At 41.9% G+C, this 22791-nt stretch carries 11 protein-coding genes; 10 read left to right on the top strand and 1 reads right to left on the bottom strand.

Annotated elements, in window-relative coordinates; all coding sequences use genetic code 11:
* Nucleotides 1-231: 231 nt before the first annotated feature.
* The 4 genes from nadD to QUA07_RS00540 all read left to right on the top strand — a co-directional run bounded on the left by nadD (nt 232) and on the right by QUA07_RS00540 (nt 9950).
* Complete coding sequence (gene nadD / locus QUA07_RS00555; protein WP_333321566.1) at nt 232-948, top strand: nicotinate (nicotinamide) nucleotide adenylyltransferase; 717 nt, start codon at nt 232-234, stop codon at nt 946-948.
* Between the two features lie 191 nt (nt 949-1139).
* Nucleotides 1140-2159 (top strand): type I glyceraldehyde-3-phosphate dehydrogenase, encoded by a 1020-nt coding sequence (locus tag QUA07_RS00550; RefSeq protein WP_333321564.1) that lies wholly within the window; start codon nt 1140-1142, stop codon nt 2157-2159.
* Nucleotides 2160-2780: 621 nt separating this feature from the next.
* Nucleotides 2781-3752 carry a GDP-mannose 4,6-dehydratase gene (locus QUA07_RS00545; protein ID WP_333321562.1) on the top strand — a complete coding sequence of 324 codons (972 nt, stop codon included), beginning with the start codon at nt 2781-2783 and terminating at the stop codon, nt 3750-3752.
* A 357-nt stretch (nt 3753-4109) separates the two neighbouring features.
* The gene (locus QUA07_RS00540) at nt 4110-9950 is read left to right on the top strand and encodes an FkbM family methyltransferase (protein WP_333321560.1); all 5841 of its coding nucleotides are present in this window, start codon (nt 4110-4112) and stop codon (nt 9948-9950) included.
* A 172-nt stretch (nt 9951-10122) separates the two neighbouring features.
* Here QUA07_RS00540 and QUA07_RS00535 read toward each other — a convergent pair whose 3' ends face one another.
* Nucleotides 10123-11112 (bottom strand): methyltransferase domain-containing protein, encoded by a 990-nt coding sequence (locus QUA07_RS00535; protein WP_333321558.1) that lies wholly within the window; start codon nt 11110-11112, stop codon nt 10123-10125.
* 489 nt (nt 11113-11601) lie between these two features.
* On the opposite strand from QUA07_RS00535, the gene QUA07_RS00530 reads away from it, so the two are divergent.
* The 6 genes from QUA07_RS00530 to QUA07_RS00505 all read left to right on the top strand — a co-directional run bounded on the left by QUA07_RS00530 (nt 11602) and on the right by QUA07_RS00505 (nt 22537).
* Nucleotides 11602-12213 carry a DUF5678 domain-containing protein gene (locus QUA07_RS00530; RefSeq protein ID WP_333321556.1) on the top strand — a complete coding sequence of 204 codons (612 nt, stop codon included), beginning with the start codon at nt 11602-11604 and terminating at the stop codon, nt 12211-12213.
* A gap of 478 nt (nt 12214-12691) precedes the next feature.
* Nucleotides 12692-14968: an FkbM family methyltransferase gene (locus tag QUA07_RS00525; RefSeq protein WP_333321554.1), complete on the top strand. Its 2277-nt coding sequence runs from the start codon at nt 12692-12694 to the stop codon at nt 14966-14968.
* Between the two features lie 56 nt (nt 14969-15024).
* Nucleotides 15025-16086 (top strand): hypothetical protein, encoded by a 1062-nt coding sequence (locus tag QUA07_RS00520; protein WP_333321552.1) that lies wholly within the window; start codon nt 15025-15027, stop codon nt 16084-16086.
* A gap of 69 nt (nt 16087-16155) precedes the next feature.
* The gene (locus tag QUA07_RS00515; protein WP_333321550.1) at nt 16156-16518 is read left to right on the top strand and encodes a hypothetical protein; all 363 of its coding nucleotides are present in this window, start codon (nt 16156-16158) and stop codon (nt 16516-16518) included.
* A gap of 4 nt (nt 16519-16522) precedes the next feature.
* Complete coding sequence (locus QUA07_RS00510) at nt 16523-16816, top strand: FkbM family methyltransferase (RefSeq protein WP_333321548.1); 294 nt, start codon at nt 16523-16525, stop codon at nt 16814-16816.
* Nucleotides 16817-16957: 141 nt separating this feature from the next.
* On the top strand, nt 16958-22537 hold the full coding sequence (locus QUA07_RS00505) for a glycosyltransferase (RefSeq protein ID WP_333321546.1): 5580 nt from the start codon (nt 16958-16960) through the stop codon (nt 22535-22537).
* Nucleotides 22538-22791: the final 254 nt, after the last annotated feature.

Genomic DNA, 22791 nt, shown 5'->3' with positions numbered 1-22791 from the left:
AATTTCGCTCATTTTGTAGTCATTTATCTAGTTGTACGGTCATTTTTTCTTGAAAGTCAGAGATTGACACGATCGCAACTCAACTATAGATAATATGTATTCTCACTTAGTTGTATATATACCAAGTTATTCAGTTAGTCGAATAAGTGGAAAAGTGATAGAGCTTACGGTTAAAAGTGTATAAACATAAAATTGGCGCGATGTCTCTACTAATCCTGATTTTGGGGAAATATGGGGAAAATAGCGATTTTGGGGGGGACTTTTGATCCGGTTCACTGGGGTCACGTGTTGGTGGCCGAGACGGCGGCGAGTCAATTTAATCTCGATCGAGTCATTTGGGTACCGGATCGCTCTCCTCCTCACAAAGAGCGCCCGGATTTGGCAAGTTTTGAGCAGCGCCGGGAAATGCTCGCTCTGGCGATCGGCGATCGCCCCGACTTCCTACTTTCGCCGTCGTCGGCAAATCCCAGAGGCAGTTGTTTTGCGATCGACACCCTGCTGTATTTGCAAAAATTGTATCCAGGCGATCATCGCTGGTACTGGATTATTGGTAGTGACGCACTCCTTACTCTCCCCAAATGGCACCGGTGCGCCGAAATTGCCCGGTTGTGCGACTGGTTGGTGGCCCCACGTCCGACTCAGGGAGATGGGGAGACAGGAGAAAGCCAGGAGATAGAGGGAGTGTCAGAGTGGGGAGATTGTCCGAGTGGAAAACCCATCGATTCCGGGGGAGACAGGATGCAGGTTCAGGCAAATGCTGTGGGCCGACGAGTTGCCGAACAAATGGCTCTTTTGGACGTGAAAATTCGCTGGGAGGTGCTGTCCATGGCTGCGATCGAGATTTCGTCGAGCCACATCCGCCGCTGCTGCGCCGAAAGTCGCAACCTCCGCTACTTAGTCCCGGAAGTTGTACAAACTTATATTGCTGCCCATCAGCTTTACCAGTAACCAGCGGCAGAAAGCCTAATGCCTTCTGCCTTGCAATTTCAGCCTTCTAGAAAAGTTCAAGCTTTTTTGATCGACACAAAAAGTTATAAAGGATCGACCTTTGCGATATGATCTTGTGTCATAAGTCAATTCTTAAATTTTTCCAAAATTTAAGCCTGAGCTAGGGGCTGCCATCGTTAGGAGGTACTAAAGTGATTCGAGTCGCGATCAATGGTTTTGGACGTATCGGGCGCAGTTTTGCGCGCTGCTGGCTGGGCAGAGAAAACAGCCAGCTAGAGTTGGTAGCTATTAATGACACTTCCGATCCCAGAAGTAATGCTCACTTGCTCAGATACGATTCCATGATGGGAACGTTGAAGAATGTGGACATCAGTGCGGATGAAAATTCCATTACCCTAAATGGGAAGACAGTTAAATGCGTGAGCGATCGCAACCCGCTAAACTTGCCTTGGAAAGATTGGGGTATTGATCTGATTATTGAATCAACCGGTGTCTTCGTTGACCAAGCTGGTGCATCGAAGCATATCACTGCCGGCGCTAAAAAAGTGCTAATTACCGCTCCCGGCAAGGGTTCTGAAGTTGGCACTTATGTGATGGGAGTCAACCACCACAACTACAAGCACAGTGACTACACAGTCATCAGCAATGCTAGCTGTACTACTAACTGTCTGGCTCCTGTACTGAAAGTGCTGCACGAAAATTTTGGCATCGTCAAAGGCATGATGACCACTACCCACAGCTATACTGGCGACCAGCGCTTGCTGGATGCCAGCCACCGAGATTTGCGGCGGGCCCGGGCTGCTGCGATGAATATTGTGCCGACTTCTACCGGAGCGGCGCAAGCTGTGGCTTTGGTGATTCCAGAATTGAAGGGTAAGTTAAATGGTATTGCCATGCGCGTGCCGACTCCCAATGTGTCCGTAGTGGATTTTGTGGCTCAGGTAGAGAAAAAGACTTTTACCGAGCAAGTAAATCAAGTGTTCCAAGAAGCTGCCTCTGGCTCCATGAAAGGGATTTTGGAGTACAACGATTTGCCTTTAGTTTCATGCGACTATCGCGGAAACGATGCTTCTTCGATACTGGATGCCAGCTTGACGCTGGTGATGGATGGCGACATGGTGAAGCTGTTGGCTTGGTACGACAATGAGTGGGGCTACAGTCAGCGGGTGGTTGACTTGGCTGAATTAGTCGCCGAACGTTGGGAAGCCTAGTACCCGAAGGCAGAAGGCATTAGTCATTCGGCAGAAGGTAAAAAATGCTGATATTTTGTACTTTTGAGTCGATTTCTAGCTGACTGATTATTTCTGTTTTCGAGCGGTAGAGACTTTTGGCAGTCGATAGTTGGCGAGGAGACAATGAAATATGGCGCAGGACACGGCAGTGTCCACAGGTGTCAACTTAAGCCTGAAAGCCTTGGTATCTCTTGTTTATAGCCAAGTCTAGATCCCCCTAAATCCCCCTTAAGAAGGGGACTTTGATAATACTCTTGTCCCCCCCTTATTAAGGGGGGCTAGGGGGGATCTAGGGTTAATAGTCAAACAGCAGTCTGTGACAGGGTTTGACGTTAAGTTGACACCAATGGGCAGTGCCGTCTCCCTACGATATCTGTATGCTGTTACTCCCAGCTATCGAACTTTTTGCAATAATACTTCGATCGGGCTTTCGGGTCTGCTTGATGATAAATTTGTTGTTTGTAGTAAGCGCTTAAAATTGCTTTGGTTAAGTTCTCCGAAAACCCCAAATATTAAAAAAATAAAAATTCCGACTTCTAAAAGTTAAACAACTGGAAAAAGAGCAACAGCTACGGTGTAGTTTTGGAAGCCAAATGTGGTATGAGAAAAGCGCTAATTTGTGGTATATCAGGTCAAGACGGAGCTTATTTAGCTAAACTTTTGCTCGATCGAGGTTATGAAGTTTGCGGCACTTCCAGGGACGCCCAAATGTCTAGTTTCGGAAACCTGGGCCGTTTGGGCATTCGAGACAGAGTAAAACTAGAATCCATGTCTCTCAACGATTTTCGCAGCGTCTTGCAAGTGCTTGCCAAAATAGAGCCAGATGAGGTGTACAATCTAGCAGGTCAAAGTTCCGTCGGTCTGTCTTTTGAACAACCCGTAGAAACCCTCGAAAGCATTGCCACAGGCACATTAAATCTGTTAGAAGCAATTCGGTTTACTGGTGGCAAAATTAAACTTTACAATGCCAGTTCTAGCGAATGTTTTGGGGATACTGGAGGCAGTGCAGCGGATGAAAATACGCCTTTTCGCCCCAGAAGTCCTTACGCGGTAGCGAAAGCAACGGCATTTTGGGAAGTAGCGAATTATCGGGAAGCTTACAATTTGTTTGCTTGTTCTGGTATTCTGTTCAATCACGAGTCGCCGCTGCGGCCGGAGAGGTTCGTCACCCAAAAGATTGTATCTGTTGTGTGCCGAATTGCTGCGGGTAGTTCCGAAAAACTGCATTTGGGAAATATTTCAGTGCAGCGGGACTGGGGTTGGGCGCCGGAATATGTGGAGGCGATGTATTTGATGTTGCAGCAGGATGAACCGGACGATTATGTAATTGCCACGGGTGTAAGCTATCCTTTGGAGGAGTTTGTGCAGACAGCGTTTGTTTCTGCGGGTTTGGATTGGCAGGAACATTTAGTAACCGATGCTAGTCTCTACAGACCAACGGAGATTGCAGTTGGGAGGGGAAATCCGGCTAAAGCAAAAGAAAAATTGGGATGGGAGGCGAAGTATAAGATGCCTGATGTGGTGCGGATGATGGTGGAAGCGAGGCAGATTGGAGGGGAAATTATCAGGTGAAAATATGGAGGCAGAATATACGACAGCTAAGGAGTGGTATAAGGCCAATCGCCGTGAGTTGAAAAAATATCGGGGTCAGTGGATAGCTTATACTAACTAAGGTGTGATTAGTTGCGATCGCGATTATCGAAAGATGAAGGACGGGATTCCGGCTGATATACCTAAATTGGGTTATGTGTTCGATCGTATATTTGAAAGTGAATTTGTGGAACGAGTTAGGTTTTATCTTGTCAGGATGAGGTCTTTGAAATCTCACGGGCAGCCAAGATATGTTAATCTCTAAACACTGCCAAAAAAAAGGCTGGTTCAGAGAGACTGTAGGTATGTGTTTAAAAAAAATGTATAGGAGTAATTAAGATGGGTTTGGGAGATTGCAAACAGCTAATGTTGGTGCTGAAAAATGAATATAATTTGCCAACATTTGTAGAGACGGGGACTTTTCAAGGCAGCACATCTGTGTGGGCGGCAGAGCATTTTCAAAAGGTATTCACAATAGAATTTGCTAAGCACATATATGAATCTACATCCAGTGCTTACAGCCATGTAAAAAATATAGAATTTTTGTGGGGTCATACAAAAGAACAACTTAAATTAGTCGTTCCTCAACTCAATGAGCCTGCTCTGTTTTGGTTAGATGCTCATTGGATGGGCGGCGGTACAGCGGGAGAAGATGATGAGTGTCCGCTGCTTGAAGAATTGGAAATAATCAATAATTCTGAATGCGAACATTTTATCCTGATTGACGATGCTCGATTGTTTTTGTCTCCCCCACCAAGTCCTCACCGTATAGAACAGTGGCCGAGCCTTAATGAAATAATTGCTACACTATCGGCGAAAACAAGCAGATATACCGTTATTTTTGAAGATGCCATAGTTTCTGTGCCTGAACGAGCGAAATCAGTTTTAGCTCAGTTTTGTCAAGATGCTAATACTAAGGCATGGGAAGAGTTTTCGCGAACAGGTGAACTGCGGGTAGCTACTGCTTTGCCCAAGCCCCCAGAAGAAAAGAAAGAAACAGAAAAAATAATAAATACCACCTTTCAAAGTAGTGGTGAAAGCCAAGTGGTCGCGAGATTTATTAAGGAAAAAAATGTAGTTTTTGATGTAGGTGCTAATGCTGGGGATTGGACAGCGGAAGTGGTGAGCCAAGGAAATGATGTAGAAATTCACCTGTTTGAACCAATTCCTCATGTCTACAAAAAGCTGATTCAGAACCTAGATAAAAAAGTAATTTCAAACAATCTAGCTGTAGGGCAGAAGGAAGAAGTTAAGACATTTTATTATTACGAAGCCAATCCACTCTTGAGTACATTTTACCGCCGGTTCGATGTTGAAAAAGAAGGGTGGCTGAATCCGCCTAAAGAAATACCAGTTTTGACGACAACTATCGACAATTACTGTCAGCGCCACGGGATTAAAAGAATTAATTTTATCAAAATAGATGTTGAGGGAGGCGAATTAGATGTTCTCTATGGAGCTAAATATTTTCTAGAAACAGGTAGAGTAGATTATCTGCAATTTGAATATGGTGGAACTTATCTCGATTCAAAAACAACGTTAAAAGAAGCATTTGAGTATTTGGAAAAATTCCGCTATTCAATTTTTAAGATTTTGCCGGATAGGTTAGAATACAAACCCACCTTTTTGCCAGAGGATGAAAACTTTGAGTTCAGCAATTTCTTGGCTGTTAATGAGCGATTCCGCTCCAATGTTTTGGGTGAAGTAACCGACGGAAAGCTTAACATACAGGAACTTGGTCGGCAGTATGCCATCGCGCCACGTGGCGTGATTCATGTTGGGGCTCATGAAGGCATAGAAATCACGGCATATCAACAAATGGGCGCGCAAAAAGTGCTGTTCGTAGAAGCCAACCCAACGGTATTTGAACGCCTGCAAACAAATCTAACCGGGATGCCCGATGTCCGCTCGGTCAACTGTGCGATCGGCGATCACAATGGTACTGTGGATTTGCACGTTACTTCCTTCGATCAAAGCAGTTCTATTCTGCCTTTGAAGCACCATCAAGAGATTTATCCCCACATCACGGAAACTCATCAAATAACAGTACAGTCCAAAACACTCGATACTCTACTGCAAGAACAGGAACTCAATCCTTCAGACTTTAATATATTAAATATAGATATCCAAGGTGCAGAACTCTTGGCTTTGCAAGGAGCAACCAATTGGTTGAAATCTGTTGAGTTAATCAACACAGAAGTTAATTACGAAGAACTGTATGAAGGCTGCGCGTTAATTGACCAGTTAGACGAATTTCTCGAAGGCCACGGTTTTCAGCGGGTAGCAACCACAACCCCAATTCACCCATCTTGGGGAGATGCAATCTATGTGAAAAAACCAGCGATTACCTCATCCGTACTGGGCATGGAGAATATGGCTGGGTTGGGAAATCAAATATTTCTGTATGCGTTTTTGAGAACTTACGCAAGGGAACACAATCTTAGGGTAGAAACACCAGCTTGGATCGGTCAGTATCTATTCGGTCACCATGATGCGCGTATTTCTAAGCCTTTACCTCTAGTTGGAGAACAAGCGCAGCCTTACAAACTTTCCGAGTCGGCAATTCTCAATGCACCGGAACCGTTGAAAAATGTAGACTTCCAGGGCTATTTTCAGTTTCACACTCAATATCACGCCCAACATAAAGAATATTTCCAATCTTTATTCAAACCTCTACCAGAAGTCGAAGGGAAGGTCATAGAGGCTCTAGATCGCTTGCGTTCCAAAGGTAAAACAGTTGTTGGATTACATTTGCGGCGCGGTGATTACAGAAGCGTTCATACTGTTGTGCCGTATCTGACCGTTGCTCCGAGTGGATGGTACAAGGAATGGCTGGACGGTCTGTGGGAAACTCTAGATGAACCCGTTTTGTTTATTGCTAGCGATGAAATCGAAACGGTTGTCGGGGATTTTGCGAATTACAATCCGATAACAGTCAAAGATTTGGGTGTAGAAATGCCAGAAGCACCTTTCTATCCTGATTTTTACATTTTGAGCCAATGCGATGTTTTGGCAATTTCCAATAGCACATTCTCGTTTGCCGCATCGATGCTAAATGAACGGTGCAAATTTTTCTTCCGTCCCCACTTGCAAATGCAAAAAATGATTGCATTCGATCCTTGGAATAGCGAGCCACTGCTGCGCGATAATCCTAATCAGGCGATAGCCCCAGAGTTTCAACACCAAGTGAAAAGTGTGAAAACGATAGATTCCGTATCAATATCTTCAGAAGATACTGAGTTGCTGTGGGGATTTAGTATAGACGCGCCCGCGAAAGGTTCCCAACATACTGGTAAGATTTTGATTGGCGGGTGGGTGTTAGGTAAAAAATCTTTAGCTAAGAGTGTTGAATTACTGGTTGACGATCGAGTTATCAGTAGCATTCCTGTGTGGAAATATCGCCCCGATGTGAAAAATGCCTTTCCTGGAATCCCTAGATCGGAATACAGCGGTTATTCAACCGTATTAGAATTAACAGAAAATCTCACGGAATCAAAAATACATATTGAAGTCATCTTGGAAGATAACACCCGCGTTCAGATGGGATGGCTGCAATTGCAACCAACTGAAAACGAATTTCAATCAACTGTAACTGTTCAACAAAATAAAAGAGAAAAGTGTCACCTCAGCGTTTGTGCAATTATGAAAGATGAAGCTCCCTACCTAATAGAGTGGTTAGAGTTTCATAAAATAGTAGGGGTTGAAAGATTTTATTTATACAACAATAATAGCAGTGATGGCACGATTGATATTATTGAAGAGTATGTTCGTTCTGGGCAAGTAATTTTGCACGATTGGCCATTTGTTCCCGGACAAATATTGGCATACGAGCATTGTCTGGAAAATTACAGACAAGAATCAGAATGGATGGCTTTTATAGATGTGGATGAGTTTTTATTTCCTACAGAAAAGGAGGATTTAAAAGAAGTCTTGGCAGAATTTAATGGGGTGGCTGGAGTAGCAGTCAATATGCTATATTTTGGCTCTTCAGGGCATCAAACTAAACCAGAAGGACTACAGATACAAAATTATACTAGGCGCTCGGAAGATGACTATGAGCCAAATAGGTATGTAAAAAGTATCGTACAACCGGACAAAATCCTGCGCCCTCAGTGTCCTCATTTTTTCCTGCCAGCAAATCAAGAACATTCTATAGTTACAGAAAACAAAGAATTTTTAGGTGGTTCAATAACAGAAAGAGTTTCAACCAAAAAGTTGCGGCTCAATCATTACTATACTCGCTCTCGACAAGAAATGAAAGAAAAGGTGATGCGAGGCGATGCTGTTTTCTTTATCAAAGATTTGGAAGTTGTAGAATCCAGAGATCGAAATGAAGTGGAAGATTTGACTGTCCAGCGTTTAATTCCTCAAGTGAAGCAAGCTGTTAATTCAGCAATATCTCAATCTAAAATAATGCAACTTGTGATAGAAAAAGACTGCTGGCAATCTAAGGTGAATCGGATGCAAGTAGAACTAGAGAAATATCAATTTCAATCGCGCGCTCGCATTCAAAGACTAGATGATAAAGCTTCCTTGAAAAAGAATCAAATAAAATGGTTTTTTGCTGTTAATAGTGATAGCCCGGCATTTGAAGCTTATGCTCAAATGATTAAAGTTGCCGTTTATACAGCCATCAAAAGAACATCTTTACAACCGTTTTGTATTTATGATGGTCAAGAAAACGAACTAACTGATTGGTTAAGGAGAAATCATGTGGAAATCATACATCATAGAAGTCGCCACTATGATAAGCTCAATACCCCACGACACGAACCTGGCAGGAGTGTAGCAGCAGGAGCTTTACTGAGAATAGACATTCCGCAAATTTTAGAAATTTATGACATAGATGATGAATACATTTTCTACACAGATTGCGATGTGATGTTTGTTGACGATGTGTGCGAATATTTGGAGGAATTTGATTGTAATTTTTTAGCAGCAGCACCTGAATTTTCGCCAGATGATTGGAGTTATATGAATAGTGGGGTTTTGTACATGAATGTCAAAAACCTCAAAAAAATAGACAAAGAATTCAATGAATATATTGATAGGAATTTTGACGAACTTATCCAGTTAGCTTTCGACCAAGGTGCTTATAACAGGTTTTTTGCAGATAAGTGGGAGAGGCTAGATGTTACGCTGAATTGGAAGTCTTATTGGTCTACAAATCCAGCCTCGAAGATTTTGCACTTTCACGGCCCTAAACCGACTCAAATAGAAGATATTCAAAGCCAAAACGTACCTGCCATTATTTTAGAGCTTGCCAATGATAATTATTGGCATAATGTTGAACTCTGGCAAGAAAGTTACAGAGAGTTACAGCTTGAAGATGCTGGAACAGATGCCTTATCCAAAGAAGTCAGACAACTGGATTCTCAGCCAGACGAAACCCAGGAAGAATTGAAGCGATCGCAATCTCAGACAAAACTGCACCAAAATGCAGGGGGATTTGAGCAATTTACAACTAAACTACAAGAAGTTCAAGAAGAACTGCAACCAATTAAAGAAGAGCTTGAACTCCGGCAGGTTCAATACCAAAAAACTCAGGAAGAACTCGCACAAACTAAGTCTCAGCTCATCGAAGTTCAGGCTCAACTGCAACAAATGGAGAGTGCTGCAGCTCCGTTAAATCAACTGGCAGAGTTGTATTTAGTTCAAGGAAAGTTAGAAGATGCGATCGCAGTTTGCGAGCAAGTATTAAAGATTCAACCCAAGTTTGCTCCGGCGTACAAGACTTTGGGGAATGTCTTGCAAGCTCAGGGTAAACTGGATGAGGCAAAGAGTTGGTACCTTCGCGCTTTGGAAATTCAACCTGATTTTGCTCAAGCTTTAGCAAACCTGGGGACTATTCACGCACAGCAGCAACAGTGGCAAGAAGCAATCGCATCTTACCAAAAGGCGATCGCGATTCAACCGAATTTTGCTGGTGTTTACCGTAACTTGGCTAAGGTTTTTTCGCAAATTGGTAAGCCAGATGAAGCTGTCGAGTGTTCTTATGCAGCCGTGATTTTGGAACCTCAAACAACGGCAGAGGAATACTTTAACCTGGGCAATACTCTGTTAGAGCAAGGGAAGCAGGAGCGGGCGATCGTGTGTTACCGCAGGGCTGTTTATTTAAACCCAAGTTTTTCTGAGGCTCATGATAAGTTAAAGGAAATTATGACTGTGGTTGGGGAATAGGATGAAGCGATCGCGCTTATTATCAACAAGCGATCAAACTACAGCCAAGTCTCTCTTATACCTTCAATTAACCATCAGCCACCTAATGCTGCGCCGCCTCTTGCAACTCAATCAATTGACCTAGTGTATGCTTTCAGCTTTAGCGAAGCTGAAAGCATAGGGAACATAACACTTAAGTATTTGGTTTTGGGTAATGGCTGCCTGGTATCAAAACATCTTCCAGTGTTACATCCCATCTGAACTTGTCACAATTAATCTCTGCTACTTTTTTAGCAAGGATGACTACTCCTCCAAATACAGGAGTAAGCGGAAATCTTTCTTGGCTAGGCCTCAGATAATCAAAGTGCAAGCGCATCGGTTCGTGAAAAGCAGCTTTGATCACTTCAAATCCTAACGCTGGCGTAAATAAAGCCTTAAGACCTTCGTCCGTGAAACGCCAAAAGTCCCAAGGTATCTCATGGGAAGGCCAGGAAAAATGAGTGTGATGAAAGGTAAATCCTCCTATTTCTAGCACCTTATTAATTTCCATTGCGGCTACCCAAGGCATTGCTAAATGTTCCAACACGGACATAGAAAAAACAGCATCAAACCGCCTATCGGGAAAGTATTGAGACAATTTATGAGCGTCCCCCACCACATCTGTATTTGCATCTGGATAATAGTCAAAGCCGGTGTAAGAAGCTGCGCCACTCAATAATTGCCTGTGGCTGACAGTTCCGGGGGAGACGATTCGCGAGCCAATTTCTAAAACTTTGAGATGTTTATCATTGACTAACTGCATAAACTCGCCGTGAATTCCACCACCTTCGGGGAAGATATTTCTGTCCGGTTCAGGTGGTCTCGATCCGGCGAAAGCTATGGTCTTACTTGATGTTCCTCCCGGAACTTTCACAAAAAATGTGGCATTGTGCTGAGCAGTGCGGTTTAGATGAACCACAAAGCCACATTTTTCGTTGTAGTATTGCGGTAGCGCTATCGCTATGTCAGGGCGCGGATGCCAAGAAGTAATTGGCACGCAAGTATTGCCCACACAGATTTCAACTTGCTCTAAACTTCCCTTTTTGCTGACAATCCAACCCCGAATCCCAATAGCATAGTCATCCGACCAGGACTCATCTACGCACAAAATTAAGTTCTCATCTTGCTCTACTATGTTGCTCATGTCGCTTCTCCTTAAGCTATTTCCAAATTTTTATTTCCGAGCTACTTGTCGGATTTGATGTTAATTTGCTATCTGTGGTGCAGTTGAGGCTGTTAGCTCTCTAAACTTACCTCCTTGTAGAAGTTGATTGCCTTTGTCGAATTGGGTCACAGCTTTTTTTGGGTTGATTTTGGCTTGTTTACTTTTTGGATAGATAATTTTGTTCCAAGCTGAATGGCTTAGGGCTTGGCGGGCGATCGCTTGTCTATAATACCTGGTTTTGCGGGAACATCCTCAGAGAGCTGAAGTCTGATATCCTTGGGAAAGCAACGGCTTGAGTTCATTGGGAGTTCATTGGGGCGATCGGGCAAAACTTACCCTATGTAGTAGAATGGGATACAAAAGCCCGATCGCGACAAAAGTAAATTATGTTTGATAAAATTTTGTAGCGAGAGATATCATTAACCCAAGGATAGATGATTTTATAAAATACAAGAAAGTGATTTAATTATGGAACCAGAGTATCCTACAGCCAATGATTGGTATAAAGCTCATCGACCGGAGTTAAAAAAATATCGGGGTGAGTGGATAGCTTATACTAACAAAGGGGTGATTAGTCACGATCGCGATTATGACAAAATGAAGAGTGGTATCGATCCAAGCTTGTCAAGCTTAGATTATGTAATTGAGCGTATATTTGAAAGCGAGTTTGTAGAACCTATCCGCTTTTATCCTGTGAGAATGAGGACATTAAAAGCTCACGATTGGCAACCTAAGTATGAGTTAATAATGAAGTCTCATAACGCAGTGAAAGTTAAAATACTTGTTGATTCGGGCGCTGAACTCAGTTTAATCACCAAGAAATTAGGGAGGGATTTAGGCTGTGCTAAGGCGGAAGGAGAAATTAATAATAAAGCAGAAGGAGTTGGTGGCAGTATTGAATATTTATTACGAGAGGTGGAAATAGAGTTAGATGGTCATGTTTTTAGTGCGCCTGTCGCTTGGGCACAAACAGATTTTTGCCAGGAAATACTTTTGGGTCGAGAGGTGGTGTTTGATTTGTTTGATATAGAATTTAAGCAAGCTGAGGAGACAATTATTTTTAAGCGGCGATCGCAGTAAACTGCCTCGATCGACTTTAATTTAATTTTGTATGTGCCGAGTCCAGTGCTTGACTCTGATGCAGAAGTTGGGCTTTGAGTCAATGGCACGCGGGTAGAGCCCGATCGACCTTTCTAGTTTACCCGATCGCGCGTGTTGGTCGATCGATTGAGTGCGATCGTCTTCCTGTGTTGATTTTTGGGGTAATATCTATTGTTAAGCTCGATGGCTGAGGGCAAGGGGCGATCGGCCATCTATAATACCTCGTGCGTGCGGGAACATCCTCAGAGGTCTGAAGTCTGATATCCTTGGAAAGGCAACGGCTTGAGTTCATTTGGAGTTCATTGGGGGCGATCGGGCAAAAATTACCCTCATTTGTGGTAAGCTTCTGAGAAACCATTTTGGGAGTAGGTTGTCCTAGAGCGAGTAAAAGTTAAAAATAGAATATTTATTACATACTCATTTTTGGAATCAAAATCATAAGTTAGGAGGATTGCTGATGCGTGTGGAAGCTTGTTGTCAAAGAATTTTAAGCTATGTTCTTCCCCTGGTAGACGAAAAGCGAGAAGGCCTTTGTATAGATGTTGGGGTGGGAACATTTGCATTTTACTGCGAGATGTTTTCTATGCTGGGATTTAAAACTATCGCCGTTGAACCCCTCCCTGTGGAGGGAGTGCGGGTTTTGTGTCAATATGACGGCATCACTTTGATAGAAGCCTGTCTATCAGATGTCAACGGCACTAAGACTATTCATTTAGGAAATGCGGCTGCTGGATGGGATAGTAATTATGCTTCTCTTGAGTCGGACTGGTTTGGTGTTTCTACAGAAACACGAGAAGTACAATCATTGACCTTATCTAAATTACTGTTAAACTTAAACGCTCAAAAAGTAACTTGTTTAAAGCTAGACATAGAAGGTGCGGAGTCTACGGTTCTTACTAAATTGGGGGGATTACCCAAAGCTTGGCTGCCAACCGTAGTTATGTTTGAATATGGGGGTGGCGACTATAAGGAAAAAGGTCAATATGGTTGGTCGCCCAAGTATGTGGGCGCTACTATGGAGTGTATCAGAGCCTTGAAGGAGTGCGGATATAATTGCAGCATTATGATAGATAATGCGGTTGATACAGAAGCCAAAATATTTGAATTGCAATCGTCTACTTTAGAACCAGATTCAATATTTTATCCGAAGGGTGGCTATGGAAACATTATTGCTTTTCGGGATTTTAATATAGCCCAAGATGAAGTTGCAAAAGTTTGCGCTCCCTATAATGAAACAACCCCCCCAAGCGATGGTTCAGGAAACAATAAAAATGTAATAACAATATCGGGAACAGAAGAATTAGAGCTGTCTAAGTTTCAGTTGCACCAGACTAGAGAGGAGTTGGAACAGTGTAAGGCTCTGCTCCAAAAGATTCAGGGGGAAGCGCAACAGTACCAAAGTCAACTGCATCAAACACAGGAAGTATTGGAACAATTCCAAGATCAAATGCAACAAGCTGAGACACTGTTGCAAGAGTATCAAGGTCAACTGCATTCGACGCAGGCAGAGTTGGAGCAATCTCAGTCACAACTGCATTCGACGCAGGCAGAGTTGGAGCAATCTCAGTCACAACTGCACTCCACTCAGGCAGAGTTGGAGCAATCTCAATCACAACTGCACTCCACTCAGGCAGAGTTGGAGCAATCTCAATCACAACTGCACTCCACTCAGGCAGTATTGGAACAATCTCAGTCACAACTGCGCTCCACTGAGGCAGTATTGGAACAGTCGCAGTCACAACTGCGCTCCACTGAGGCAGTATTGGAACAGTCGCAGTCACAACTGCATCAAAATAGAGCAGAGTTAGCACACAAGAATTCTCAACTGCATCAAATTGAGTGGGAATTAGAGCGCTCTCGTTTTCAACTGCATCAAACTCAGGCCGAATTAGCACAGTGCAACTCCCAAGTAGAGCATATTCAGTTGGAAGCGGAGCGATTGGGTTCTCAAATTGGACAAGTTCAGGGAGAATTAGAACAGTCGCAGTCTAAACTCCGCAGCAGGAGCATGGAATGGAAGCGATCGCACTCTCAACTTGTCCAGGTTATAGGAGAATTGGAACAGTCCCAAGCTCAGCAGCGTCAGACAGAAGCAATAGTGCAGCAGTCACAGTCTCAAAACCATCAACTTCAACATGAATTGAAGCGGTTCTACTCTCAACTGGTGCAAGTTCAGGAAGAGTCCCAGAATTATCAGTCTCAACTGGTGCAAGTTCAGGAAGAGTCCCAGAATTATCAGTCTCAACTTGCCCAAGTTCAGGAAGAGTCCCAGAATTATCAGTCTCAACTTGCCCAAGTTCAGGAAGAGTCCCAGAATTATCAGTCTCAACTTGCCCAAGTTCAGGAAGAATGTCAGCATTATCAGTCTCAACTCCATCGTAGTCAAGAAGAGTTGGATAGATCGCATTTCCAGCAAGATGCGGTTAGTGATCGAGGTGTTCAGAGTCAGATGCCCTACAGACTTCTAGTCTGGGATGCGTGGTATGCTTACCAAAACGGCGATGTGGGCAAGATGCAAAAGTGCTTGCACGAATCCTTAAAATGCACGCCTTCTTCCCAAACAGAAACAATCGTCAACTGGTTAGAGAGTTTTGCAAATTTCTCCTTAGAAAAAGGGCGACAACTCGATACCTATTCACTCACCAACTCAGAAGAGTGGAAACAATTGGTTCGTCAGGCAGTTGCGATTAAGCCAACAAGCTATAATGGTATACTGGCAGGACAGTTTTCCTAAGAAAAACTTCAGCGGTTGCTATGCAGTTGCTGAGTAGCAAAGAAGAAAAAATAACGATGAATGATCTAGAACATATATTAATTGATGACATGGAACTGTATCAAGAAAGGCTGAATGTGAGAGAAAAGCAGCGGAGAGAAGAGTCCAAAGCCACAAGCGTGAATCAACATAAACTAGAATTGTCGAAGAAAGAATCTTCGTTAGAGCAAATTAAGACAGACTTGGAGCGATCGCAATCTAAACTCCTGCAAATTAAGACAGACTTGGAGCGCGGACACCCACCCATTGATATATTCAGTAGAAGCAATCAGAATTCTGCCCGAAGTCAAGTATCCAGAAGTTGCATAACTATTTTTGCAACAGCAAAGCCTTTTGTCGGACACTCTAGGGTAATTCAACGTAATGCGTTAAAAAGTTGGACATTACTTGAGCCTCGCCCTGAAATTATTTTGTTTGGAGATGAACAAGGAGCAGCTAAAATAGCAAGCGAGTTGGGTTTGCGCCATATTCCTAATGTAAAACGTAATGAATATGGAACAATTTTTCTGAATGATATGTTTGAACAAGCTCAAAGAATTTCATCAACAGATATTTTAGTATATGTTAATGCAGATATCATTCTCACAAGTGATTTCATGCCAGCAATTGACAAAGTAAAAGCTAAATTTGAGAATTTTTTGATGATAGGTCGTCGAAATGATGTTGATATTCCTGTAATGTTGGATTTAGGTGTCTATGATTGGGAAAATCAGTTAAGGGAGTTAGTAGCTAGATCGGGGAAACTCCGTGAAGATTGTTATATTGATTATTTAGTATTTACCCGAAATTTGTGGCCTCAAATACCTAATTTTTTGATTGGACGTGTAGCTTGGGACAATGGATTAGTCTACATGGCGCTAAACTCTAAAAAACCGATTGTTGATGCAACCAAAGCTAATTTAGTCATTCATCAAAATCATGATTACTCTCATGTACCGGGTGGTATACAGGAAGTATGGGAGGGTGTTGAAGCGCAGCACAACCGTAGCTTAATTCCTCCTGAAGCTTTAGGATATGGCTTGATTTCCTATGCCAATTGGGAGTTAACCCTCTCTGGAATCCTGCCCCACAACACCTAGATATTGTCCCTGGGCTTGGTTTGAATTTACTGTTTACGTTATTTATTAGGAAAAGGAGAAGTTCGTATCATGTCATTATTTCTACCAAGTCTCAAGAAAAGTGGACATCTAAACCAGATTCACGTCACGATTTGTATTGTCGGCTCTCGTAAGCTTAAGGAGTTTAATGAGGATTACGCAGAGCGAGATGGTTGGGGAAGTTTTGCACCTAATTTAACAATTTATGGATTTGAGGCTGATCCTTCTGCTGGTCATGAAATGAACAAAGATATAAAAAATCGTCAATTCAACTGGAATAAAAAACATCTTCCTCATGCTATTTGGGATTCTGTAGGTAAAGCCACCCTTCATCTAAAAAAATATCAACCGTGTAGTAGCCTATATCCACCTAATGAAGAGTATTTGGCGCCTTTTGGTGGTGGATATGTATAAAGTTATGTCTACGCTAGAATTAGAAACTACAACGATAGATGAAGTTTTTTGGGGAAGTAATGGATTAAACACAGACATAGATTATCTCCAGATTTATGTTCAGGGTGGAGAGATTCCAGTTTTGGAAGGAGCTAGTCGTTGTTTATCAAGTGTTCTAGCTACTGCTGTAGAGGTAGATTTCATGCAGGTCTATACTAATAAACCTCTATTTAGCGATGTGGACATCCATCTCACAAAAAAAGGTTTTAGTCTTTTTGATTTAGTAGGTATTAAGTTGTCATTGATAATGAATAAGTAACAAATCAAATCATTAATATGGGTAATTATTGACCTGTAAAGCATTAGATATGATATCACCGCTGACTTGAGAGAGTAATTCCACCTACACCTAATATTGAGCAGGTATAAAGGTGATAATGAAAAAAAAACGGAGGCAACAATGAACTCAGACAATATCGACTCACAAACATCTCTAGCTAATTCGCAACTCAGTCAAATCATTCCGCCAGAAATCAAGGATGATGAGTTTTATAATATAATCCTTAATCTTGCTTCCACCGCAAGTATTAAGACAGTTTTAGAAATTGGTTCATCATCAGGCGAGGGTAGTACAGAAGCGTTTGTTATTGGTTTACGAAATAACCCAAACCGACCTACCTTGTTTTGCATGGAACTATCGAAGGTTAGGTTTTCTGCTCTCCAAAAAAGATATAGTAGTGATGCGTTTGTCAAACCATACAACGTATCATCAGTTAACTTAGAACAGTTTCCTGAAGAGAATCAAATTATAGAATTTTATAATACTACATCAACCGCATTAAATAACTATCCATTACAGGAAGTTATTAGGTGGCTATATCAGGATATTGAATACGTAAAAAGTAGCGGTGTTCCCAGTAATGGCATTAGAATTATCAAACAAGAAAACCATATAGATTATTTTGATTTTGTTTTAATAGATGGCTCAGAATTTACGGGAGTTTCAGAGTTAGATGAAGTTTATGGTGCTAAATATATTGCTCTTGACGATACCAATATTTTCAAAAATTACCATAATCGTCAAAGGCTTATGCTCGATCCTAATTATACACTTATCGCTGAAAATAGCTCAGTCAGAAATGGTTATGCGATTTTTAAAAGAAATGAATTTATAGCTTCCAACAACAATGTTGTAGTACCTGTTCACTTTTTTACGATAGTTCTCAATGGTGTCCCTTTCATTCATTACCATATTGAAGTCTTTAAACAACTCCCATTCAAATGGCATTGGCATATAGTTGAAGGTGTTGCCGAACTCAAGCACGACACAGCCTGGAGTGTATCATTAGGCGGAAAAATTACTGATGAAATTCATAGAAACGGTCGCAGCAATGACGGCACTACTGAATATTTAAACGAACTTAAGCGACAATATCCAGATAATATTACAATTTACCGCAAACCAGAAGGGATTTTCTGGGATGGTAAGCGAGAAATGGTAAAGGCTCCCCTACCTAACATTAATGAAGAATGTTTGCTCTGGCAAATTGATGTTGATGAACTATGGACATTAGACCAGATTTGCACAGCACAGCAGATGTTTATTAACAATCCCAATAAAACAGCAGCTTGGTATTGGTGTTGGTATTTTGTAGGAGAAAACTTAGTCATCAGCACTCGTAACTGCTATGCCCACAATCCGCAACAAGAATGGCTGCGAACTTGGCGATTTAAACCTGGGATGGTTTGGGAAGCTCACGAGCCACCGCGATTAGTTGAATCTTTACCCAATGGTCAATGTCAGGATGTAGCAGCAGTTAATCCATTTTTACATGATGAAACGGAGCAACAAGGATTAGTATTTCATCACTTTGCTTATGTAACGGTTCAGCAGTTACAGTTTAAAGAAAAATACTATGGTTATCAAAATGCTGTTTCACAATGGATGGAATTGCAAACACAAACCCATTTTCCAGTATTGTTACGCCAGTATTTAGGTTGGGTGCATGATGAAACAATGGTAAATACATCAGCAGCACTTGGTGTGGTTCCTCTAGCAAGGAAAGAGCCTAATGGTATTAGCTGGAAATTTGGAAAGTTAGATAATTTACCGAAACAAGCTGCTATAACTGAAAGAGGTTTTCCCAAAGTTGTGGTTGATGGTGTATTTTTCCAGTTAAATAATACGGGTATTGCTCGTGTTTGGAAATGTTTACTAGAAGAATGGGCTTCTAGTTCCTTTGGCCAAGATATTGTTGTTCTTGATCGCCAAAACACTGCACCTAAAATTCACAATATCCGCTATCGAACTGTAGCTAGTTATGATTATAATGCCACAGATGCCGATCGCCAAATGCTTCAAAAAGTTTGTGATGAAGAAGGTGCTGATTTATTTATATCCACTTACTACACTACGCCACTTTCAACCCCTTCCGTATTCATGGCTTATGACATGATTCCAGAGTTGGTAGAGCAGAATCTAGATCATCCGATGTGGCGAGAAAAACATTATGGCATCTCACACGCATCGGCATATATCGCAATCTCCGAAAACACAGCCAGGAACTTAGTCGGTTTTTTTTCAAGCATACCCCTTAACACTGTAACAGTAGCCCACTGTGGAATAGAAAGCACATTTTGCCCAGCGAAACCAGAATCTGTTGTTAGCTTCAAATCGAAAAAAGGAATCACCAAACCCTACTTTCTTTGGGTAGGGGATAGGATGGGCTGGCCAAAAGGTTATAAAAATGCGAGGTTGTTCTTTCAGGCATTTGCTCAACTACCCAATAAACTAGAGTTTGATATTGTCTGTACTGGAGGTAGTTCTGTATTAGAACCGGAATTCGCAGACTTTTCTTCAGGGGTGACAGTCCATTTGCTCTATTTAAGTGATGAAGAATTAAAACTAGCTTATTCAGGTGCAATTTCTTTAGTTTATACCTCCCTCTATGAAGGGTTTGGTATGCCTGTTTTGGAAGCAATGGCTTGTGGTTGTCCAGTTATTACTTGCCCCTATGCTTCCTTACCAGAAGTAGCAGGAGAATCAGCATTATATGTCAATGGCAATGATATCAGTGGACTTGTCAATGCAATGCTGGAAATCCAAAAACCTGAAGTTCGCAATTCATTAATTGCTAGTGGCTTAGAGCGAGTCAAGTTATTTTCTTGGTCAGAAATGGCGCAAATTGTTAGTATGGTACTAATTAATACTGCGGGTAAAAAAGCTGTTAAAAAATCATCCCGCATGGCCCTGATGGATGCTGAAAATTCAGCAGCCTCGAAGCAAAATCAGGCCCCAAATAATAGTGTTACGATAGTTACAAGTATTGCACCAGGTAATATTGAGAATCAGAGGGCTGCTATTGAAAGCTGGAATTTTCTGGGATTTTCTGTTGTTTCATTAAATAGTAAGCAAGAAGTAGCCCAACTGCAACCAATCTACAGAAATGTTACTTTTCACACTGTCAACCGTGACGCACGAGCAGAGGCAGGAAAGCCGTTAGTGTATATTGATGATATATTTTCATATTTGCGACATTATGGAAGCAATGTTTGCGGTATTGTCAATTCCGATATTCGTTTGAAAGCAGATCATAATTTTATATCATTTATCTGCAACCAGGTAGAGAATGCAATAGTTTTGAGTTCCCGATTAGATATAGATTCTCTCAACCAAGAAGCGGGAGAACTTTACAAATATGGTTTTGATGCTTTCTTCTTTGAGAAACGATTATTAGAACAGTTTCCGCCTTCTTCGTTTTGTCTTGGTCTTCCTTGGTGGGATTACTTTGTTCCGATTATCTCTGCCCAGAAAGGGGTTACTGTAAAATATTTTGCAACCCCTATTGCTTACCATGTTAAGCATCCTGTAAATTACAGACAAGAATTGTGGCGACAACTGGGACTTCAATTTATAGAGTTTTTCCAGCCAGATTTGTTAAAGACTTTTAGGGATATGTTGCTAGGTAATCCAGATATGTTAAATAACGAATTTAGCAGGATATCTGAGCAAGTTATTGAACAGGTTACAAATGCCAATCCCATTAGTTATGACATTGATGCCAAGTTCGTGCCGACGCAGGTAAATGCGATTGATAGTTATCAAGAAGAAATTAGTGGGATAAAAAATAGCCCCTATTTCAAAATTTCAGCGATCGTCTCGACTTACAATTCTGCTAAATTCATACGCGGTTGTTTAGAAAATCTAGTCAACCAAACTCTTTATCAAAAAGGTGAACTAGAAATTGTGGTTATTGATAGTGCATCACAACAAAACGAGGAATCGCTTGTCAAGGAGTTTCAGGCGAAATATCCCCACATTATTTATGAACGAACCTCAGAACGGGAAACCCTCTATGCGTCATGGAACAGAGCAATTAAGATGGCACGAGGCGTTTACATTACTAATGCCAATACGGACGATCGTCTGCGTCCTGATGCCCTAGAATTTATGGCAAACTACCTGGATCATCAACCAGAAGTTAGCCTAGTATATCCAGATCAATTAATCACTAATACTCCCAATGATACTTGGGAAACCACTAAGGCTAATCGGCGCTGGAATTGGCCATCATTTAACTACAACGAATTAGAGAGCCGCTGTATTATAGGTTCCCAACCAATGTGGAGAAAATCTCTGCATCAAAAATATGGTTACTTCCGCCCAGAATTTACATCGGCTGGTGACTACGAATTTTGGCTGAGAATTGGCAAAACAGAAAACTTTGCTCGCATTCCAGAACCCTTGGGGTTATACTACGAAAATCCACAAGGATTAGAACTTTCTTCAAGCGTCGGACAACAAGAGACTCAAAAGATACTAGAAGAATATGGTATTACCCAACGGGGTGTCATCCCAAAAACTTCCATCCCTGTGCCTATTTCTCTATCAGAACTAAACGCACTACCGTATCGCCCAATAGAGGAATCAACTGTTAACAGAGGTCGCCCGCTTGTCACTGTCATCATACCCACACAAGACCGCCCAGAAATGCTTGCCCAAGCTATCCAAAGCGTTCTCAATCAAACATTCACGCAATTAGAAATCATCGTAGTTAATGATGGTGGTATGGACGTACAATCAGTCATTTCACGCCTCAATACCAAGGGTAACATTGTCTATAAAAAACACGATCGCGCTCTCGATCGCTCCGCCGCCCGTAACACTGGCATCCGCGCCGCCCGTGGTAAATACATCGCCTACTTAGACGACGACGATATTTACTACCCCAATCACATCGAAACCCTAGTCAAATTCTTAGAAAATAGCGAAGAGAAAATCGCCTACACCGATGCTGTCATGGCGCAACAGGAAAAACAAAATGGTGAATATGTGACACTTCACCGTAGTGTGCCCTACTCCCTAGACTTTGACAAGGACAAAATCTTAGTGAGTAACTGCACTCCTAACTTATGTCTAATGCACGAAAAATCCTGCTTAGATGAAGTGGGCTTATTTGATGAAACCCTATCAACCCATGAAGATTGGGATTTAATAATTCGGCTATCTCGCAAATTTGACATAGCCCATATCAAAGAAACTACCTGCGAATTTACCCAAAGAAATGATGGCACTAACACAAGTAGCCATAACCGAGCAGATTTTACTCGCACGAGGGAGATTATTTTTAACCAATATCGCCAGTATGCAGAGGCTAACTCCGCTATTTTAGAGGCTCAAAAAGAAGCTTTTATCGCAGAAGCAAAAGAGTTAGCCCAGCAAGTACAGCAGATACAAGCACAATTTACCCAATCTCTGGATAAATTACAGTCTCAGTTAGAAGAAAAAGAGTCACATTTACAGCAAAATCAAGCAGAAAAATCCCAGTTAGCCACGCAAGTGGAAACTTGGCAGCGCACAACTCAGGAGGTACAAGCTAAATTAGAGGCGACTCAATCGGAAAAGGAAGGGGTGAAATCTCAGTTGGATAGCTGGAAACAAACAGCAGAAGAAATGCAGATAGAATTGGATCGATCGCGCTTAAAACTGAAACAGGTCCAGTTAGAGTTGGATCGAGCGGCCCTAAATCTGATAAAGTGATAAATTAAGACCATTTCGCCAATGACCAAGAACCAACAACCATGACTACTAACTATTTTCAAACGGCTAACGAACTAAAACAAAAAGGCTAATTCTCTGAAGCGCTTGCTTATTACTATCAGGCTATAGAACAAAACCAGAAGTTTCATTTGTATCACCATAATTTAGGGAAAACTATGGCCAAATAAGGGCGCTTTTAGGAGGCAATTTCTTGTTATCCTCGGGCTTTGATTTTGACTTGATCTGCACCATTG

The organism is Microcoleus sp. T3_A4 (genome assembly GCF_036700465.1).
Taxonomy (GTDB): domain Bacteria; phylum Cyanobacteriota; class Cyanobacteriia; order Cyanobacteriales; family Microcoleaceae; genus Microcoleus.
This window is presented reverse-complemented; position numbering and strand designations above follow the sequence as displayed.

What these genes read in the sequence shown, in the direction of transcription:
- nadD (WP_333321566.1), top strand. Translation starts at nt 232, where the DNA reads ATGGGGAAAATAGCGATTTTGGGGGGGACTTTTGATCCGGTTCACTGG.
- QUA07_RS00545 (WP_333321562.1), top strand. Translation starts at nt 2,781, where the DNA reads ATGAGAAAAGCGCTAATTTGTGGTATATCAGGTCAAGACGGAGCTTAT.
- QUA07_RS00540 (WP_333321560.1), top strand. Translation starts at nt 4,110, where the DNA reads ATGGGTTTGGGAGATTGCAAACAGCTAATGTTGGTGCTGAAAAATGAA.
- QUA07_RS00535 (WP_333321558.1), bottom strand. Translation starts at nt 11,112, where the DNA reads ATGAGCAACATAGTAGAGCAAGATGAGAACTTAATTTTGTGCGTAGAT.
- QUA07_RS00530 (WP_333321556.1), top strand. Translation starts at nt 11,602, where the DNA reads ATGGAACCAGAGTATCCTACAGCCAATGATTGGTATAAAGCTCATCGA.
- QUA07_RS00525 (WP_333321554.1), top strand. Translation starts at nt 12,692, where the DNA reads ATGCGTGTGGAAGCTTGTTGTCAAAGAATTTTAAGCTATGTTCTTCCC.
- QUA07_RS00520 (WP_333321552.1), top strand. Translation starts at nt 15,025, where the DNA reads ATGAATGATCTAGAACATATATTAATTGATGACATGGAACTGTATCAA.
- QUA07_RS00515 (WP_333321550.1), top strand. Translation starts at nt 16,156, where the DNA reads ATGTCATTATTTCTACCAAGTCTCAAGAAAAGTGGACATCTAAACCAG.
- QUA07_RS00510 (WP_333321548.1), top strand. Translation starts at nt 16,523, where the DNA reads ATGTCTACGCTAGAATTAGAAACTACAACGATAGATGAAGTTTTTTGG.
- QUA07_RS00505 (WP_333321546.1), top strand. Translation starts at nt 16,958, where the DNA reads ATGAACTCAGACAATATCGACTCACAAACATCTCTAGCTAATTCGCAA.